The organism is Serratia surfactantfaciens, from assembly GCF_001642805.2.
Taxonomy (GTDB): Bacteria; Pseudomonadota; Gammaproteobacteria; order Enterobacterales; family Enterobacteriaceae; genus Serratia; species Serratia surfactantfaciens.
Genome location: NZ_CP016948.1, coordinates 3523622 through 3539580 on the forward strand (window position 1 = coordinate 3523622; position 15959 = coordinate 3539580).

14 protein-coding genes are annotated in these 15959 nt (G+C 56.9%); 7 read left to right on the top strand and 7 right to left on the bottom strand.

What is annotated here, in order from left to right; genetic code table 11:
- Window positions 1-25: 25 nt before the first annotated feature.
- Entirely contained in the window at window positions 26-1165 is a 1140-nt protein-coding gene (gene lldD, locus ATE40_RS16580; RefSeq protein ID WP_063917954.1) for an FMN-dependent L-lactate dehydrogenase LldD, read from the top strand.
- 1 nt (window position 1166) lies between these two features.
- On the opposite strand, the gene ATE40_RS16585 is transcribed toward lldD, so the two are convergent.
- Entirely contained in the window at window positions 1167-1976 is an 810-nt protein-coding gene (locus ATE40_RS16585; RefSeq protein WP_063917955.1) for a MoaF C-terminal domain-containing protein, read from the bottom strand.
- Between the two features lie 35 nt (window positions 1977-2011).
- Window positions 2012-3277, bottom strand: coding sequence for an MFS transporter (locus tag ATE40_RS16590; protein ID WP_063917956.1), 1266 nt, complete (start codon window positions 3275-3277; stop codon window positions 2012-2014).
- A 655-nt stretch (window positions 3278-3932) separates the two neighbouring features.
- Here ATE40_RS16590 and ATE40_RS16595 point away from each other — a divergent pair.
- Window positions 3933-4364, top strand: a complete 432-nt coding sequence (locus ATE40_RS16595) for a VOC family protein (RefSeq protein ID WP_019455685.1) — start codon at window positions 3933-3935, stop codon at window positions 4362-4364.
- Window positions 4365-4370: 6 nt separating this feature from the next.
- On the opposite strand, the gene ATE40_RS16600 is transcribed toward ATE40_RS16595, so the two are convergent.
- The gene (locus ATE40_RS16600) at window positions 4371-5915 is read right to left on the bottom strand and encodes a BCCT family transporter (RefSeq protein WP_063917957.1); all 1545 of its coding nucleotides are present in this window, start codon (window positions 5913-5915) and stop codon (window positions 4371-4373) included.
- A 158-nt stretch (window positions 5916-6073) separates the two neighbouring features.
- On the opposite strand from ATE40_RS16600, the gene betI reads away from it, so the two are divergent.
- Complete coding sequence (betI, locus tag ATE40_RS16605; protein ID WP_063917958.1) at window positions 6074-6670, top strand: transcriptional regulator BetI; 597 nt, start codon at window positions 6074-6076, stop codon at window positions 6668-6670.
- A 9-nt stretch (window positions 6671-6679) separates the two neighbouring features.
- On the opposite strand, the gene ATE40_RS16610 is transcribed toward betI, so the two are convergent.
- Window positions 6680-8449 (bottom strand): ABCB family ABC transporter ATP-binding protein/permease, encoded by a 1770-nt coding sequence (locus ATE40_RS16610; RefSeq protein ID WP_025160225.1) that lies wholly within the window; start codon window positions 8447-8449, stop codon window positions 6680-6682.
- A 180-nt stretch (window positions 8450-8629) separates the two neighbouring features.
- On the opposite strand from ATE40_RS16610, the gene ATE40_RS16615 reads away from it, so the two are divergent.
- On the top strand, window positions 8630-9487 hold the full coding sequence (locus tag ATE40_RS16615) for an AraC family transcriptional regulator (protein WP_063917959.1): 858 nt from the start codon (window positions 8630-8632) through the stop codon (window positions 9485-9487).
- Between the two features lie 193 nt (window positions 9488-9680).
- On the opposite strand, the gene actS is transcribed toward ATE40_RS16615, so the two are convergent.
- A complete protein-coding gene (gene actS, locus ATE40_RS16620) occupies window positions 9681-10433 on the bottom strand; it encodes an amidase activator ActS (RefSeq protein WP_025160224.1) in 753 nt (250 codons plus the stop codon).
- A 149-nt stretch (window positions 10434-10582) separates the two neighbouring features.
- Between actS and ATE40_RS16625 the strand changes: the two genes are divergently transcribed.
- Window positions 10583-11152: an HdeD family acid-resistance protein gene (locus ATE40_RS16625; RefSeq protein WP_063917960.1), complete on the top strand. Its 570-nt coding sequence runs from the start codon at window positions 10583-10585 to the stop codon at window positions 11150-11152.
- Window positions 11153-11210: 58 nt separating this feature from the next.
- On the opposite strand, the gene ATE40_RS16630 is transcribed toward ATE40_RS16625, so the two are convergent.
- Together ATE40_RS16630 and ATE40_RS24780 are read right to left on the bottom strand one after the other, a co-directional pair.
- Window positions 11211-12473: a glycoside hydrolase family 75 protein gene (locus tag ATE40_RS16630; protein WP_063917961.1), complete on the bottom strand. Its 1263-nt coding sequence runs from the start codon at window positions 12471-12473 to the stop codon at window positions 11211-11213.
- 73 nt (window positions 12474-12546) lie between these two features.
- Window positions 12547-13269 carry a hypothetical protein gene (locus ATE40_RS24780; protein WP_156785439.1) on the bottom strand — a complete coding sequence of 241 codons (723 nt, stop codon included), beginning with the start codon at window positions 13267-13269 and terminating at the stop codon, window positions 12547-12549.
- 606 nt (window positions 13270-13875) lie between these two features.
- On the opposite strand from ATE40_RS24780, the gene ATE40_RS16640 reads away from it, so the two are divergent.
- Both ATE40_RS16640 and ATE40_RS16645 read left to right on the top strand, forming a co-directional pair.
- Window positions 13876-14490 (top strand): 2OG-Fe dioxygenase family protein, encoded by a 615-nt coding sequence (locus ATE40_RS16640; RefSeq protein ID WP_230329007.1) that lies wholly within the window; start codon window positions 13876-13878, stop codon window positions 14488-14490.
- Entirely contained in the window at window positions 14487-15719 is a 1233-nt protein-coding gene (locus ATE40_RS16645; RefSeq protein WP_063917963.1) for a cysteine desulfurase-like protein, read from the top strand. Before ATE40_RS16640 ends, ATE40_RS16645 begins: the two co-directional genes overlap by 4 nt.
- Window positions 15720-15959: the final 240 nt, after the last annotated feature.

Consider the following 15959-nt stretch of genomic DNA (forward strand, 5'->3'; position numbering starts at 1 on the left):
CAAGCAAGACAAGAAGGTAAACACTATGATCATCTCCGCGTCAACCGACTACCGGGCCGCCGCCCAGGCTAAACTGCCGCCGTTTCTGTTTCACTATATCGACGGCGGGGCCTACGCGGAGCATACGCTAAAGCGCAATACCGCAGACCTGGCCGATATCGCCTTGCGCCAGCGCGTGCTGCGCAATATGTCCGAACTCAGCCTGGAAACCACGCTGTTCGGCGAGCAGCTGGCGATGCCGGTGGCGTTGGGGCCGGTGGGGCTGACCGGCATGTACGCCCGCCGCGGTGAAGTGCAGGCCGCGCGCGCCGCAGCCCAAAAAGGCATTCCGTTCACCCTGTCCACCGTGTCGGTCTGCCCGATCGAAGAGGTGGCGCCGGCGATCGATCGGCCGATGTGGTTCCAGCTCTACGTGCTCAAAGATCGCGGTTTTATGCGCAACGCGCTGGAGCGCGCCAAGGCCGCCGGCGTGAAAACGCTGGTGTTCACCGTCGACATGCCGGTGCCGGGCGCCCGTTATCGCGACGCCCATTCGGGGATGAGCGGCCCTAACGCCGCCCTGCGCCGCGTGCTGCAGGCGTTTACCCATCCGCAGTGGGCCTGGGACGTCGGCCTGCTCGGCAAGCCGCACGATCTGGGCAACGTTTCAGCCTACCGCGGCAAACCGACCAGCCTGGAAGACTACATCGGCTGGCTGGGCGCCAACTTCGATCCGTCGATTTCCTGGAAAGATCTGGAGTGGATCCGCGAATTCTGGGACGGCCCGATGATCATCAAAGGCATTCTGGATCCGGAGGACGCCAAAGACGCCGTGCGCTTCGGCGCCGACGGCATCATCGTTTCCAACCACGGCGGCCGCCAGCTGGACGGCGTGCTGTCGACCGCGCGCGCCATGCCGGCGATCGCCGACGCGGTGAAAGGCGACATTACCCTGTTGGCCGACTCCGGCATCCGCAGCGGCCTGGACGTGGTACGCATGATCGCGCTGGGCGCCGACACCGTACTGCTGGGGCGCGCCTTCGTCTATGCGCTGGCGGCGGCCGGCGAAGCCGGCGTCGCTAACTTGCTGGATCTGATCGACAAAGAGATGCGCGTGGCCATGACGCTCACCGGCGCGAAAACCATCGCGGAGATCAACGCCGGTTCGCTGGTCAGAAACGCCTGACTCACAGCGGCTGCACGCCCTCCGGATAAGCGTTGTAGCTCATCTTGCTGATGAAAGCCCCGGCCGGCGACACCAGAACCCGGCCGGCGGCGTCCAGCCCGAGGAAGGTGCCGGTGCAGCGCCCGGAGATAAAGTCGAAGAAGAATACCGAGCACACCGGGATAATCTTTTCCCGGAAGGTGAACAGGAACATCTCTTCCTCAAATTTGTAGTAGGTGGCGTAGTCCATGTCGCCGTGGCCGAATTGCTCGCCGCGCAGGTTCTGCCAGGCGTAGCGCTCGGTGTTGACGTAAAAGTGTTCGTAATAGTGATTGGGGCTATAGACGTTCAGCGTGCGGTACCCGATCAGCTCGCGGGTCAGATGCGGCGCAACGCCGCCCGGTGCGATGCCGGCAATCCGGCCGATGTGGAAGCTTTGTTTGAGACGGGACCCCTTTTCCACCGTCTGTTCCGGCAACAGCGTGCTGCGCACCAGCAGCGCCCGGCCACTTTCACGGTTGAGCACCAGCGTCAGGCACTCGTTGCCCGGCGACTGCAGCGGAATATTGAAGAAATAACGTGCGGCGGAGGTTTGCACCTCTTCATAAGCGTCCTCGCCGCTCTCCCCGCCCCAGGCCCAAAGCACCCGCTGCCGATCGGCGCTGAAGCGCAGCGTGATTTCCCCGCCGTCTTCAAAGGCGATCTGCAACGTTTTGCCGCGCCAGTCCTGAGTGCCCGGCAGCCGGTTGGTGTCGATGCCGCGCGCGAAATCGTCGTAATTCTTCCAGTCCGGTTCGGCATTTTGATTCAGTACGGATGGTTCTGCTGACATCTTCGCTCTCCTTGATTAATGGGATGAAAGCCGCTTTAAACGTCGACGACGCCCGCCGGTTTCACCGCTCTGCGGTTCACCACGGCAGGAGCCGTTTCATCGAGAAAACAACTCAGTACGCCGGCGCAGACGGCGCCGGCAGCCGCCAGCCACATCACGCTGACCAACCCGTAGCGATCGGCGATCAGCCCGGCGATGAACGGCGCCAGACAGCCGCCAATCACCTCGCCGATCCCCATCACCAGCCCCAACGCGGTGGCGATACGGGCCGGCGACACCGTTTCAGAGGGGATGGTGGCCATAAACAGCGTGAAGCACCCAAGGCCGGTATAAGACAGGAACACCAGCACGCCCAGCAGCCACGGGTTGTCGACGTAGCTCAGGAACAGCGGGCAGCACACCGCCAACAGCGAAAAGAAGATCAGCGTCGGTTTGCGGCCAAGGCGATCGGAGATCGCCGGTACCGCCACGCCCCAGAAGACCCAGGCGGCGCCGATGGCGCTCATGATGCCGCCCATCGTGCCTTCGCCGAAGCCGCGGTCGGTCACCAAAAAGTTAGGGGTGAAGGTAATGATGATCATGAACCAGGTGACGAACACGCAGGAGATCAGAATGCACAGCGCAACGTTCTTGATTTTGAACAGCTCGCCGTAAGCGGCTTTGCCCGCCGCCTTGCCGGCCGCCGGCGCGGCGATAAAGGCGGGATCCTTTTTACCGTTCACATAGCGATAGATCAGCCACGCCAGAATGATGCCCGGCACGGCGGTCAGGTGAAACGCCATGCTCCAGCCCCACTTCTGCGCCAGATAGATGATCAGCGGCGGCGCGATAATGCCGCCCAGCAGCCCCGGCGCCGCGCCCTGGATCAAACCCATGTTGAAACCGCGGCGCTGCGGCTGCGATTTTTCCACCATCAGCGACTGGGCGATCGGCAGCACCGGCCCTTCGGCGATCCCCATCAGCGCTCGGAAGATCAATAACATGGCAAAGCCGCTGACCAGCCCCGACAGTGCGGAGAACAGCGAAAACACCAGGATCGATAGGATCAGCATCGGTTTGCGGATATTAAAGCGATCGGCGATAGCCCCCAATCCCGCGCCGGACAGCGCCCAGGTTAACGCCAACACCGCCGACAGCGTGCCGAGATGCACGTTGCTCAGCTTAAGGTCGGCGGCAATCATCGGAAACAGAAACGAGATGGTGAGGCGATCGACGAACACGCAGCCGAAGACAAAAAATAAAATAATCAGCAACCGGTTCTCTTCACTTAATGTTCCGCGTGGCCCTGGCGATGTATTCATAGCGTCATTGGTCCATAAGTTAACTTATGAATGGCGACCCGCCATGGCATAAGTGCGTTAAGCGTTCGGCCAAGGGAGAATTTGGCCATCCGTCACAACAACAACTCATTAACATGTTAATGACATAAAATTATCGCAAGCTGCGGACATGTCAAACGGCCGTTGAAAACGGCGTCGGGAGAACAAATCAGGCATTTTTCACCGCGCGTGAACGACATGAAAATAAATCAACTTTTTGTTTTTAATAAATAAACCAAATTTATTCGGCACTTTTTCTTTTTATAAAAGAAACCAAAGCCACGTGATTTATAAATACGTTAATAAACAAAACTTAATCCTTTCTTATAAATAGACGGTATCTTCCCTTTCATCGGCCTTATAACCCCACCCTCTTTATTATTTGAATCTGTTTGCTTTATAGCGACCATAATGCGAACGATTAACTCCATTGTGTTAATCAATAATCACGCGATGACATTATCAATGCTGAATAATAATAAAAGCGCAGGCCGTGACAAGAATCACAAACAGAGCTCCCTTTTTCATGCCCAGTGAACGGGTTATTACCGGCGCGGCTAGCTTATGCCAACTCGATCCAAACTCGGATGGAAAATGGCGGCATGATAAGCGGCAGACAACCCGCAAGGAGATGAACATGACGGCAAAACTGACCGAAGCCGGTTTCTGGCGCAAAACCGCCGACTCTTCATCGCGGCGCGAGCCGCGCGTGCTGATTCGGGTCTACGTCGACGAAGGCGAGATTGACCGTGCCATCGCGTTCTACGAGCAGCTGCACGGCGTGGAAGCGGATATGCGCTTCGACTTTCCCGAGCATCGGCTGGTGCTGGCGGCGGTGGGGCCGTTTCTGATTCTGGAAGGGTCGGAAGAGCAGCTGCGCCCTTTCCGCAGCACCGTCGGCACGCTGCTGGTCGATGACATTTATCCTTACCACCGGCGGCTGCTGGCCGCCGGGGCCGAGATCTTCTTCGGCCCGGTGGAGGTGCCCACCGGCGCCTGTTTCAATGCGCGCCTGCCGGACGGCACGATTGTCGAGTACGTGCATCACCGGCCGCGCGCGGACGAATAATCTGCCTCAGGGAAGCGCCGGCTTCATGGCGTAACCGCACAGGTCCTTGCGCAGGCTAAGCATATACAGCACGATCACCGCCGAGAACGGCAGGCCGCACAGCACCACTGCGGTCTGCATCGCGCTGAAGCTGCCGGCGTACAACAGCCCGGCGCACACCAGCGTGGTGACCGCCGCCCAGAACACCCGCAGCCAGGCCGGCGCGTCATCGTGAGCGGAACCGCCCTGGCAGGAGAGGTTGGCTATCATCAGCGTGCCGGAATCGACCGGCGTCAGAAACAGCACGAAGCTTATCACCACCACGAAACCGGCGGTCAGCTGGGTATAAGGCAGATATTCGAACAGCTTGAACACCGCCATCGGCGGATCGCTTTGCGCCACCTGTCCCAGGATCGCCTGCCCGCCTTCCAGCACCAGGCTGATGGCGGTATTGCCGAAGATCGACAGCCACGCCAGCGTGAACCCCAGCGGGATCAACAACACGCCGAAGATCAGTTCGCGGATAGTGCGCCCTTTGGAAATGCGCGCGATAAACAGCCCGACGAACGGCGCCCACGCCACCCACCAGGCCCAATAGAACAGCGTCCAGGCGCCCTGCCATTGGCGCGCCTTGCCGTACAGGTACATATCGAAGCTGCGGCTGACCAGCGAAGTCAGATAATCCCCGACGTTCTGCAACAGGCCGTTGAGCAGGTTCAGCGTCGGCCCGGCCAGAAACACGAACAGCAGCAGCAGGCACAGGAAGCCGACGTTGATGTTCGACAGCATGGCAATACCCTTCTCGACGCCGGTGATCGCCGCCAACGTGGCCACCACCATCATCACCACGATCAGTGCCAACAGCACGCCGGTGCTTTGCGGGATATCGAACAGGTAAAACAGCCCCGAGTTCACCAGCAGCGCGCCGATCCCCAGGTTGGTTACCATCGAGATGACCGTCACCAGAATGCCGAAACTGTCCACCAGATGGCCGACGCCGCCGTGGATGCGCTCGCCGAAGATCGGATACAGTGCGGAACGCAGCGCCAGCGGCAAACCGCGGCAATAGGCGAAATAGGCCAGCGCAGTGGCGATCAGCGCATACAGCGCCCAACCGTGCAGCCCCCAGTGCAGGAAGGTGAGTGCCATCGCCTGTCGCGCCGCCTGCACGCTGCCGCCGCTGCCTTCCGGTGGCGACAGGAAGTGATCCAGCGGCTCGTAGGCGCCGTAATACACCAGCGCAATGCCGATGCCCGACGAAAACAGCATCGCCACCCAGGAGGGGTAGCTGAACTGCGGCGGCTCGTCATCCTGGCTGAGGCGAATGTGGCCAAAGCGCGACAGCGCCAGCCAGAACACGAACGCCATGCAGGCGACCATCAACAACATGTAATACCAGCCGAACACGTCGGCCACCCAGTTCTGCGCAACATTCAGCCACTGTTTGCTGGCGGCGGGAAACAGCACAATCAACGCCCCCAGCAGCAATATCACCGCTGCAGAGCCGAAAAATACCGGGGCATTCAATCTGACAGGTTCTTCGTCAAGCGATGGAGGAGTTTTTATTGTCATTGGCAGGCTTCCATGAGGCGAAAGACTGACGATTTAAATGCAACTTTTATTTAACATTTAATCGTCATTTATTTGACATTTTTGCAGCATATAGAGTATTGATTGACCGTTCAATCAATCAAATCCAAAGTGTGATTGGCCTATCAGTTGAGGAAAATATGTACCGCAGAGACATTCCTGAGCAGCGCAAGGAACAGCTGATTAACGCCGCCTTCGAGGCTATCAGCGTGGTGGGACTGGCCGGCGTCACCCTGTCGCAGGTGGCGAAAGAAGCCGGACTGTCGACCGGCATCGTCAGCCACTATTTTGGCGATAAGGAGGGATTGCTGAGCGCCACCATGCGCAAGATCCTGCGCGATTTGCGCGACGCGGTGGCCGAGTGCCGCGCTCAGGCGGCGAGCGACAGCCAGTCGCAGCTGTGCGCCATCATTCAGGGCAACTTCCACCCCAGCCAAACCAACGCCATTTCCATGCGCGCCTGGCTCGATTTCTGGGCCGCCAGCATGCATCAGCCGGTGCTGCGCCGCCTGCAGCGCGCCAACGATCGGCGGCTCTATTCCAATATTTGCAGCCAGTTCCGCCGCGAGCTGCCGCTGCAGCAGGCGCGCGACGCAGCGCGCGGGCTGGCGGCGATGATCGATGGCCTCTGGCTGCGCGGCAGCCTGGCCGGGGATGAAACCGATCTGCAGCAGGATTACCGCATCGCCTGCGACTACGTGATACAACGGCTGCAGGCCGCTCCGTCGGCGGAGTAAACGGCGGCGTCAGCTCAGTTCGTGATCTTCGCTGTACTGGGTTTGCCACATCGCAGCATAGCGGCCGTTTGCCGCCAGCAGCGCCTCATGCCCCCCGCGCTCGACGATTTCTCCCGCCTCCAGCACGATGATCTCATCGGCGTCCACCACGGTGGAGAGCCGATGGGCGATCACCAGCGTAGTGTGGTTGCGGCTCACCTCGCGCAGGTGCCCCTGGATTTCGCGCTCGGTTTGGGTATCCAGTGCGCTGGTCGCCTCGTCGAACACCAGAATGGCCGGATTTTTCAGGATGGTGCGCGCGATCGCTACCCGCTGCTTTTCACCGCCCGACAGCTTCAGCCCACGCTCGCCCACCCGGGTATCGTAACCGTCAGGCAGACCGACAATAAAATCATGGATATGCGCCAACCGCGCCGCCCGCTCTATTTCTTCATCGCTGGAGCCGGTTTTGCCATAGCCGATGTTGTAGCGCAGCGTATCGTTGAACAGCACCGTATCCTGCGGCACGATGCCGATCGCCTGCCGCAGGCTGGCCTGGGTCAGCTGGCGAATGTCCTGGCCATCGAGGGTAATGGCGCCGCCCTGCACGTCGTAAAAGCGAAACAGCAGGCGCGACAACGTGGACTTGCCCGCGCCGGAGGCGCCGACCACCGCCACCGTGTGGCCCGCCGGTATGGCAAAACTCACCTGTTTGAGGATCGGCCGACGCACGTCGTAGCCGAAGCTGACCGCATCGAACCGCACTTCGCCGCGATCGAGACGCAGCGGCTGCGCATCCGGGCTGTCGACGATTTCGCGCTTCTCCTGCAGCAGATCGAACATGTTCTCCATGTCGATCAGCGCCTGACGCACCTCCGAGTAGATGAAACCAAAGAAGTTCAGTGGCTGATACAGCTGCAACAGGTAGGCGTTAACCAGCACGAAATCGCCGACCGTCATCGTCCCCCGCGTAATCCCCTGCGCCGCCATCGTCATCATCACGATCAGCCCGATCGAGATAATGGCGGTTTGCCCCAGGTTAATCGCGGTAAAACTGAATTGGTTCTTGATGGCGGCGTATTCATACAGCCTGCGCGACAGATCGAAACGCTCGGCCTCGAACTCTTCATTGCCGAAATACTTCACGGTTTCATAGTTCAGCAGGCTGTCGATGGATTTGCTGTTGGCGTCGGCATTGGCCTTGTTGAGCTCGCGGCGAAAGCGGGTGCGCCAGCTCACCGCCAGCACGGTGAACAGGATGTAGCAGCCGACCGTCGTCAGGATCGCCAACGCGAACCAGCCGTTCAACATGTGCCACATAATCGCCGTGACCAACGTCAATTCGAACAGGATCGGCACGATAGAAAACAGCAGCCGCGACAGCACGGTAGACACCGCCTGGGTGCCGCGCTCAATGGACAGCGACAGCCCGCCGGTCTGGCGTTCCAGATGGAAGCGCAGGCTCAGCGCGTGCAGCTGACGAAACACCCGCACGCCCAACAGGCGCGTGGCGTTCTGGCTGACGTGGATAAACATCACGTTGCGCAGCTCTTCAAACAGCGCGCCGCCCACTCGCGCTACGCCGTAGGCGACGATCAGCCCCAGCGGCACCGCCAGCATTTTCGCCGTCTCGCCGCTCAGCGCATCGACCATCGCTTTGTAGGCCAGCGGCACCAGCGTGGTGCTGACCTTGGCCGCCACCATGAACACGAAGGCCACCACCAGATACCAACGCAGCCGCGGGTTGTCTTTCGGCCACAGATAGGGCAGCAGGAATTTCAGCAAACGGGAACGATCCATCATGTAATATTCATCTTCTCGGTCGGGCTCGCGGCGCACGGCCGCGCGGGGTTATGATTTTGGCCTGGCCGGCAGCGAACGCCGCGGCCATCCCATTTTCCTGCGATGGCAACTCAGCATCATCCGTCAGGAGACGCGGCGGCGGTTCGGGCAAAGTTCAGGCATGGAGGAGACAATCACATGACCCACTCGTATGCAAAACGCTTTGCGCAGGTCTTTGACTATATCGACCGCCACCTGGACGAGGCGCTCACCGTCGAAAAACTGAGCGAAGTGGCCCATTTTTCGCGCTTTCATTTTCAACGCCAGTTTAGCGCGTATTGTGGCATCTCGGTGTGGCGTTATATTCAGTGGATGAGGCTTAAACGCGCCTCGTACCGCCTGGCGTATAACCCGCTGGAGCCGGTGATTGACATCGCGCTGGACGCCGGTTTTCAGAACCCGGAGTCCTTCAGCCGCGCCTTCAAACAGGCGTTCAGCCAAACGCCGAGCCAGTTTCGCAAACAGCCGGCCTGGATCGATTGGCAACAGCGCTTTCCCGAACCGAAACACAAAAGGAAACAACCCATGAAGGTAGACATTGTCGATTTTCCGGCCACACAGGTGGCGATGATCGAACATAGCGGCCCGCCCGCGCTGGTCAACGAAACCGCCGCACGCTTTATCGAGTGGCGCAAACCCAGCGGCCTGTCGCCGGTCAGAAGCAGCCGCACTTACGGCATCGCGCCGCACGATCCGGCCATCACCGAAGCGCAGGACTTCCACTTCTTCATTTGCGGCGAAGTCACTACGCCGATCCCGGAGGACAACGCCTTCGGCGTGGTGAACGGCACGCTGCCGGCCGGGCGCTGCGCGGTGCTGCGCCATCACGGCTCGCTGGATGGGCTCTCGGAAAGTGCCCACTATCTGTACCGCGAGTGGTTGCCGGCCAGCGGCGAGGAACTGCGCGATTTCCCGCTCTATTTCCACTACCACAACTTCGTGCACGAGGTGGCGGAATATGAACTGGTGACCGATCTTTATCTGCCGCTGAAATAACTCATCTCAGGCTCCGCAAGGAGCCTGAAATTAATGGCAAATCTGATGCCGTTGCCGGGCTTACAGAAGACAACCTATAAAAAATAAGGAAAATCAATGTATTGATTTTCGGCTGATCACCACCAGGGAGGAAAAACCACGCTTTTTCCTCCCTGGTCAACAGGCTAGGGCTCCGCAAGGAGCCTGATTGGCGTTAACAGGATGGCGACGAACCCTGCGGCGGCAGATAACGCTGCGGATCGAGCGCGGTGGCGCGGTAGCGAATCTGGAAATGCAGGAACACCGAATCGGTGCCGGTGCTGCCCATAGTGCCGATCTTCTGCCCCGCTTTCACATCCTGGCCGTTGCGCACCAGCGTAGTGTCGTTGTGCGCATAGGCGGTGATAAAGTCTTCACCGTGCTTAATCATGATCAGGTTGCCGTAGCCGCGCAGCTGGTTGCCGACGTACACCACTTTGCCTTTGGCGGAAGCGTAGATCGGCTGGCCGCGTTTGCCGGCAATATCGATGCCCTTGTTGCCGCCGTCTGAATTGGAGTATGCCTGCACGATTCGGCCGCTGGTCGGCCAGCGCCAGCAGCGAGCGGCGCCCGGCGGCGGCGTCTGCTTGGCGATCGCGGCGGAAGAAGAGGTTTTACGGCGCGTGGCGGCGGTTTTGGTCGGCGCACCGCCGCTCAGCCGCAGTTTCTGCCCCACTTCCAGATTATAGGGCGCGCGTATCTTGTTGATTCTGGCCAGATCGCTGACTTCGCTGTCGGTGATCCAGGCGATGTAATACAGCGTATCGCCCCGTTTGACGGTGTAGGACTTGCCGGTGTAGCTGCCCTTCGGCAGTTTGTCGTAGTCGCGGTTGTAGGTGTTTTTACCCGAACACCCGGCCAACAGCAGCCCCAATGTCAGACACACCGCGATGCGGCGCCACCCTGCCAGTTTGCTTCCTGTGCTCAAATCCTGTCCTCGGTCGTCGTTTCGGTTCTGATGCGCGTCAGCCGCACAGTGTAACATTTGCGCCGGGTCAGTCAAAAACCCCCAGACGGTCTATGCTAAACAGGTAAGGATGACTGATTTATTACCCAACGACGAAATGGAGTACTGTCATGTTGAACCTCGACCGCAATAATCTGCCCCTCCTGAGCGAAGATCTGCTCAAAAAGCAACGCACCACCCTGCTGATCATCGCCTTCCTGCTGCTGGCCGGCGGCATACTGTGCCTGGTTAATCCTTTCGCCTCCGGCGCGGCATTGAGCATCGTGGTGGGCATCCTGCTGCTGTTGAGCGGCGCCGGGCTGATTATCGCCATGATCGCCAATCGGGCGCAGAATACCTGGCCGATGATCGGCGGCATTTTGCTGGGCGTGGCCTACCTGATTATCGGCTATGTGTTCATCACCAGCCCGCTGGCGGGCATTTTGGCGCTGGCGGTGTACCTTGCCGTGCTGTTCGCGCTCGGCGGCATCGCGCGCCTGGCGGCTGGCTATATGCGCCGCGGATTGCCGGGCAACTGGCTGCAGTACGTCATTGGCGTACTCGATTTGATCATCGCCTGGATGCTGATCGGTTCAGGCCCGGCGGCGTCGGTCACGCTGGTGACGGCGATCGTCGGCATCGAGATGCTGGTCAGCTCCTTTGCGCTGTTCCAGGCGGCGAACCTGTTTAAAAAAAGCTAAATCGGTAGCCGCCACTCCTTTGAGCGGCGGCTTTGAATATCACGGCAATAAAAACTCCCTAAGGCATTCTTATTGCGTAACGCCATTCCCCAATCGTTGAACCTATACCATCGAGAGAACGTAGGTGAATACCAAAGTATTGATTATCAAAAATAGCCGCATAGCCGACGTACTCGGCGGAAAACGAGACAAAGCAATAAACGTGGTCAATCTCCTTAGGAGCGCCAATCGGTCCAGAGACACAAATATCTCCCGGTACCAGACTCGCGCGATTGGTTATCTTCTGCCATCCCTGCTCCAGAGCCCATTCAACGAAATAATCAACATTAATAGACTGCATGCTGCCAAGCTGCGGATAAGGCAGGCCACAGAGCTTAAGGCAACTGACCTGGTGTGCAACGCAGGCATTACTTGTCGCGGTAGGGCTGTATTCCGGCACAAACCAGTCTTCTACTGTTTCCCTGATTGAACGGTAATCTTCTTTAAACATCCCGACAAACCGTTCAGCATTGCTAAGAAATGGCTCATTCCACATCATTGCATCAGCCAGTTGCACGGCAAACGGTGCATCTATCGTGACCTTTGTTTTGGGCATCAGTTGCAATATCAGAGCGAGTTCCTGAGTATCACTATATTCTTTAACAACATGACTTTCTCCCGATTTCGACGAGATAACCACCGTCGGCGTTCCCTTTCCATTACTACCCAACATAACACCAGATATATCTTCGATTTTCATCGGCAAACTAAAAGGCAAATTTTCTTTGAATAACTCTCTACCATATGCTTGGATTGTTTCAAAACTCACCGTTGCCCCCAAGCTTGCAGAACCTGCAATGACCTCATAGGTCACGCCATATCCGATCCCCCTAATTATTTTTTTCTTATTTTTACTCCATGGGCTAACGCCAAGCGCTTCTACTGCGGCAATGGAGGCCTCTCCGATAGAATCTTTTCCACCGACGTCTGCACAGATTGCATAGATATGATTATTTCTATAGCTTATTTTAGCCATATCTCCCATATTCACAGCAACCCCGGTGATCTTCTTCCAGTTACCTGGAATAACAAAATAGGGAATAATACGTGCATTAACATAATCTCCCTCACCTCGCCAACCATTCCCTCTTCTTAAGCTGGTTTCCTTTTGTCCTGTCGGATCGATGTCCTCCGCATCAGGACTGCCATCGGCATCCGTATCCGCATCGGCAATAATTAAAACATGGCCATCATCTTTAATCATAACCACAGGATCTGGCATGACCGGCTCATCTGGAGAAGTCCGGCCATTTTTCCATGGGTGGGTGATGATATTTGACATAATGTTACCCTCGGTGAAATCATGGCACCATTTGATATATTCCCGACAAGTATAAAATATACTAGATACATTATTACGGCTTGTCTGACATATTAATTCGGCAGAGTTTTATTTTCGACTTCACATATGCAACTGCCAACTCCTTGTCTTCTTTACTGTAAAGTTCACGCCCCTGACTCGCTGTGACACTCAGCAAGCTTTCTTTATTTTTTTGTTCTTTTTTAATGGCTTCCGCCAATGCATCAAGATTAGGTGTGATTAACTCAACCCCCGCCTGTCTGATCTCCAACTCATATGCCAAGTCCTCCAAATTCTGGTAAAGATAATTTCCAACATCAGCATAGTATGTCTTGTTAGTATCAATAATTAACACAACACCCTGGTCTAAAAGGTTGATAACTTCATACATGCAATTAGCCGATGCCGCAGCCGTCTTGTAATTATAGATTTGCGTTGCATAATTATAATGACCGGGAAAAACATTAGCACCAGCAGCAATACCGCCACTGTACATCGCAGTGGTCACTGAACCACTTGCGGCAGAAATAACAGCAACGAGAGTGCTAAAGAAACCCACTTCATTATATCCATAGGTTTGCTGATAAAGACTTATGTATTTTTCTCGCCATAAATCCCGATAAACCAAAGCGATTCTTTTAATGTTATCAATCTTAGGTTTTTTTTCTTCCGCGACCGGCCACGGTGCGGGCCGAGGTTTTTCCACCGGAATCGGATAAGGACTGGTACAGCCAGAAAGTATCCATACTAATGATAATGAAGCTAATAGATTATTCATATTCCAGCTCACAACGCAGACACTTATTTATAAAAATAGCTCAGCGCTTTTTTTCCTCCACTTTTCTAGTTATAGACTTTAACTTTGAAATTAAAATCTAAAAAATCAACACCCGCCTGATATTTTGTTCTTCACAATGGTTTACCTATGCATAAAAATCTTGGATAAAATATCTTGACCACCGTTCCTTTTCACTAAAGTTAAAATATTCAATATAATAAAGCAGACTTCTGCCCTAACGGAAAATCGCCAATAGATATGATAGTCTTGTGCACACCATCCGATAATTTGTCCTTTTATCCCTCCCCTCTCATCTGACGGGCAGTGTTTTATCATGCCCCCACTCCTTAGCCTGGTGTAAACCAAACTTGATTGGGATGTTCTTGTAAAAATGAAGTTTACCTCTCATTACTACCGAAAAACGCGTTGATGCAACCGCCCCCTCTCTGCTGTTCACCCAGCTTTACGACCGCCATCACACCTCGCCAACCTCAAATTGCGTTGGTTATAGAGTCGTCTACAATTCAATCGAATTACCCCCTACAACATCAGAAATTATTATTATTAGAGGTGATTATGTTACAGAAACACGAAAACGTAATAAGTATGACTGTACTAAGCCCACAAGCCACCCAACAACTGATGCCTTCGTTTTCCTTCTTGCCCCACACGCAACACGCCGATGGCAAATATCGCCTGCGCCGTTATTCGGTCGTCAAATATCTCAACCCCAACGTCGCTGAAGTGGGGCCACGCACCTTCATGCAGTCCGATCAGATCAACCACTTCCAGGGCAACGTGGTGCGCCGCTTCGAACCTATCGACAGCGCCGTGCTGCAGAGCGCCGGCATGGCGGAGATGTGCAACCTGTTCGCCGAAAATAACGAGCTGCCGGAAGGCACCGAGATAGAGATCCACCAAATGCGCGTGGTCGCCATCCAGAAAGATACGCTGGTGGCACCGGAAGGCATTCACCAGGACGGTTTCGACCATATCGCCATGATCGCCATTCACCGGCACAACATCGTCGGCGGCGAAATCATGCTGTACGACGACAGCCATCACGATCCCTTCTTTAAAAAAGCGCTGGCGGACGGCGAGGCCGTGCTGCTGGCGGACAGCAAACTGTGGCATAACGCCACGCCGATCAACGCCGTGAGCCCGCAAGAAGAAGGCTACCTGGATCTCTTCGTCCTCACCGCCCGGGGAGAGAAAGCATGATCTTTACGCCCGAGCTCGCCCGAAGCCAGTTCAGCGCCCTGTCTCAGCAGATCGACGGCAAGCCGGTGATTTTTTTCGACGGCCCCGGCGGTGCGCAGGTCTCACGGGGCGTGCTGGAAAAAATGACGGACTACCTGGGGAAATACAACGCCAACCTGGGCGGCCACTACTTCTCCAGCCGCGTCACCGGCGAGGTGATGGGCCAGGCGCGGGAATCGGTGCGCGCCTTGTTAAATGCGCCGTCACCCGACAACATCGTCTTCGGCATGAACATGACCACGCTGACTTTTCACCTCAGCCGCACTATCAGCCGTGGCTGGCAGGCCGGCGATGAGGTCATCGTCACCGCGCTGGATCACTACGCCAATGTCTCCAGCTGGCGGCAAGCCGCCGCCGATAAAGGCGCTGTGGTGCATCAGATAGCCTTGGAGCACGCCGACTGTTCCCTCGACGCCGCGAAAGTGTGTGAACGCATCAACGCCAACACCCGCCTGGTGGCGGTCAGCTACGCCTCCAACGTCACCGGCAACATCGTCGATATCAAAACCATCGTCGAAGCCGCACATCGGGTAGGCGCGCAGGTATATGTCGACGCCGTACACTATGCGCCGCACAACCTGATCGACGTACAGGCGTTGGGTTGTGATTTCCTGGTCTGTTCCGCCTACAAGTTCTTCGGCCCGCACGTCGGCATGGCCTATATCGCGCCGCAGTGGCTGCAGCGTCTGCAGCCGTACAAAGTCGAACCGGCCACCGACGTCGGCCCCGGCCGTTTCGAGACCGGCACGCAGAGCTTCGAGGCGCTGGCCGGCGTCACGGCGGCGATCGATTATCTGGCGCAATGGGGCACGCCCGGCGCGCCGTTAAGACAGCGTCTACAGGAGAGCTTCGCCGCTTACCACCGGCACGAAGAGGCGCTGTGCCGCCACTTTTTGCAACGGCTGGAGACGCTCGACGGCATCCGGCTCTACGGTAATCCGCAGGCGGACAGCACACGTCGCACGCCGACCTTCGCCCTGACCTTCGATGGCCATACGCCTGATGCGATCGCCCGCCGCCTGGGGCAGCACAATATCTGCGCCGGCAGCGGGCATTTCTATGCGCTGGGCCTGGTTCAGCAGTTGGGGCTGCAAGAGGGCGGCGTGCTGCGCATCGGCATGATGCACTACAACACCCAGGGCGAGATCGACACGCTGTTCGAGGCGATCGCCGAAGATATCCTCAGTTAACCGCAGCATCGGCTCGCTCACCCCATTGGGCGGGCCGCAAAGGGGTAAATGGCCTTTTCCTCCCTTGATATCAAACCGTCATGATCTGCGAGGAAAAGAGCCTATTAATGCCGGTATGGCATGGAAAAGATATCGAGAACGGCGCATCTTGCGGTAGCCGCCCGACGCCCGGAGACAGCACATTGCACTCATTCTCTTTTGACTCGGCAGTCGGCATAATGACAAACATGGTCTGGGTCA

Excerpts from the sequence above, each read along its gene's own strand:
- lldD (WP_063917954.1), top strand. The coding sequence starts at position 26 with ATGATCATCTCCGCGTCAACCGACTACCGGGCCGCCGCCCAGGCTAAA.
- ATE40_RS16585 (WP_063917955.1), bottom strand. The coding sequence starts at position 1,976 with ATGTCAGCAGAACCATCCGTACTGAATCAAAATGCCGAACCGGACTGG.
- ATE40_RS16590 (WP_063917956.1), bottom strand. The coding sequence starts at position 3,277 with ATGAATACATCGCCAGGGCCACGCGGAACATTAAGTGAAGAGAACCGG.
- ATE40_RS16595 (WP_019455685.1), top strand. The coding sequence starts at position 3,933 with ATGACGGCAAAACTGACCGAAGCCGGTTTCTGGCGCAAAACCGCCGAC.
- ATE40_RS16600 (WP_063917957.1), bottom strand. The coding sequence starts at position 5,915 with ATGACAATAAAAACTCCTCCATCGCTTGACGAAGAACCTGTCAGATTG.
- betI (WP_063917958.1), top strand. The coding sequence starts at position 6,074 with ATGTACCGCAGAGACATTCCTGAGCAGCGCAAGGAACAGCTGATTAAC.
- ATE40_RS16610 (WP_025160225.1), bottom strand. The coding sequence starts at position 8,449 with ATGGATCGTTCCCGTTTGCTGAAATTCCTGCTGCCCTATCTGTGGCCG.
- ATE40_RS16615 (WP_063917959.1), top strand. The coding sequence starts at position 8,630 with ATGACCCACTCGTATGCAAAACGCTTTGCGCAGGTCTTTGACTATATC.
- ATE40_RS16625 (WP_063917960.1), top strand. The coding sequence starts at position 10,583 with ATGTTGAACCTCGACCGCAATAATCTGCCCCTCCTGAGCGAAGATCTG.
- ATE40_RS16630 (WP_063917961.1), bottom strand. The coding sequence starts at position 12,473 with ATGTCAAATATCATCACCCACCCATGGAAAAATGGCCGGACTTCTCCA.
- ATE40_RS24780 (WP_156785439.1), bottom strand. The coding sequence starts at position 13,269 with ATGAATAATCTATTAGCTTCATTATCATTAGTATGGATACTTTCTGGC.
- ATE40_RS16640 (WP_230329007.1), top strand. The coding sequence starts at position 13,876 with ATGACTGTACTAAGCCCACAAGCCACCCAACAACTGATGCCTTCGTTT.
- ATE40_RS16645 (WP_063917963.1), top strand. The coding sequence starts at position 14,487 with ATGATCTTTACGCCCGAGCTCGCCCGAAGCCAGTTCAGCGCCCTGTCT.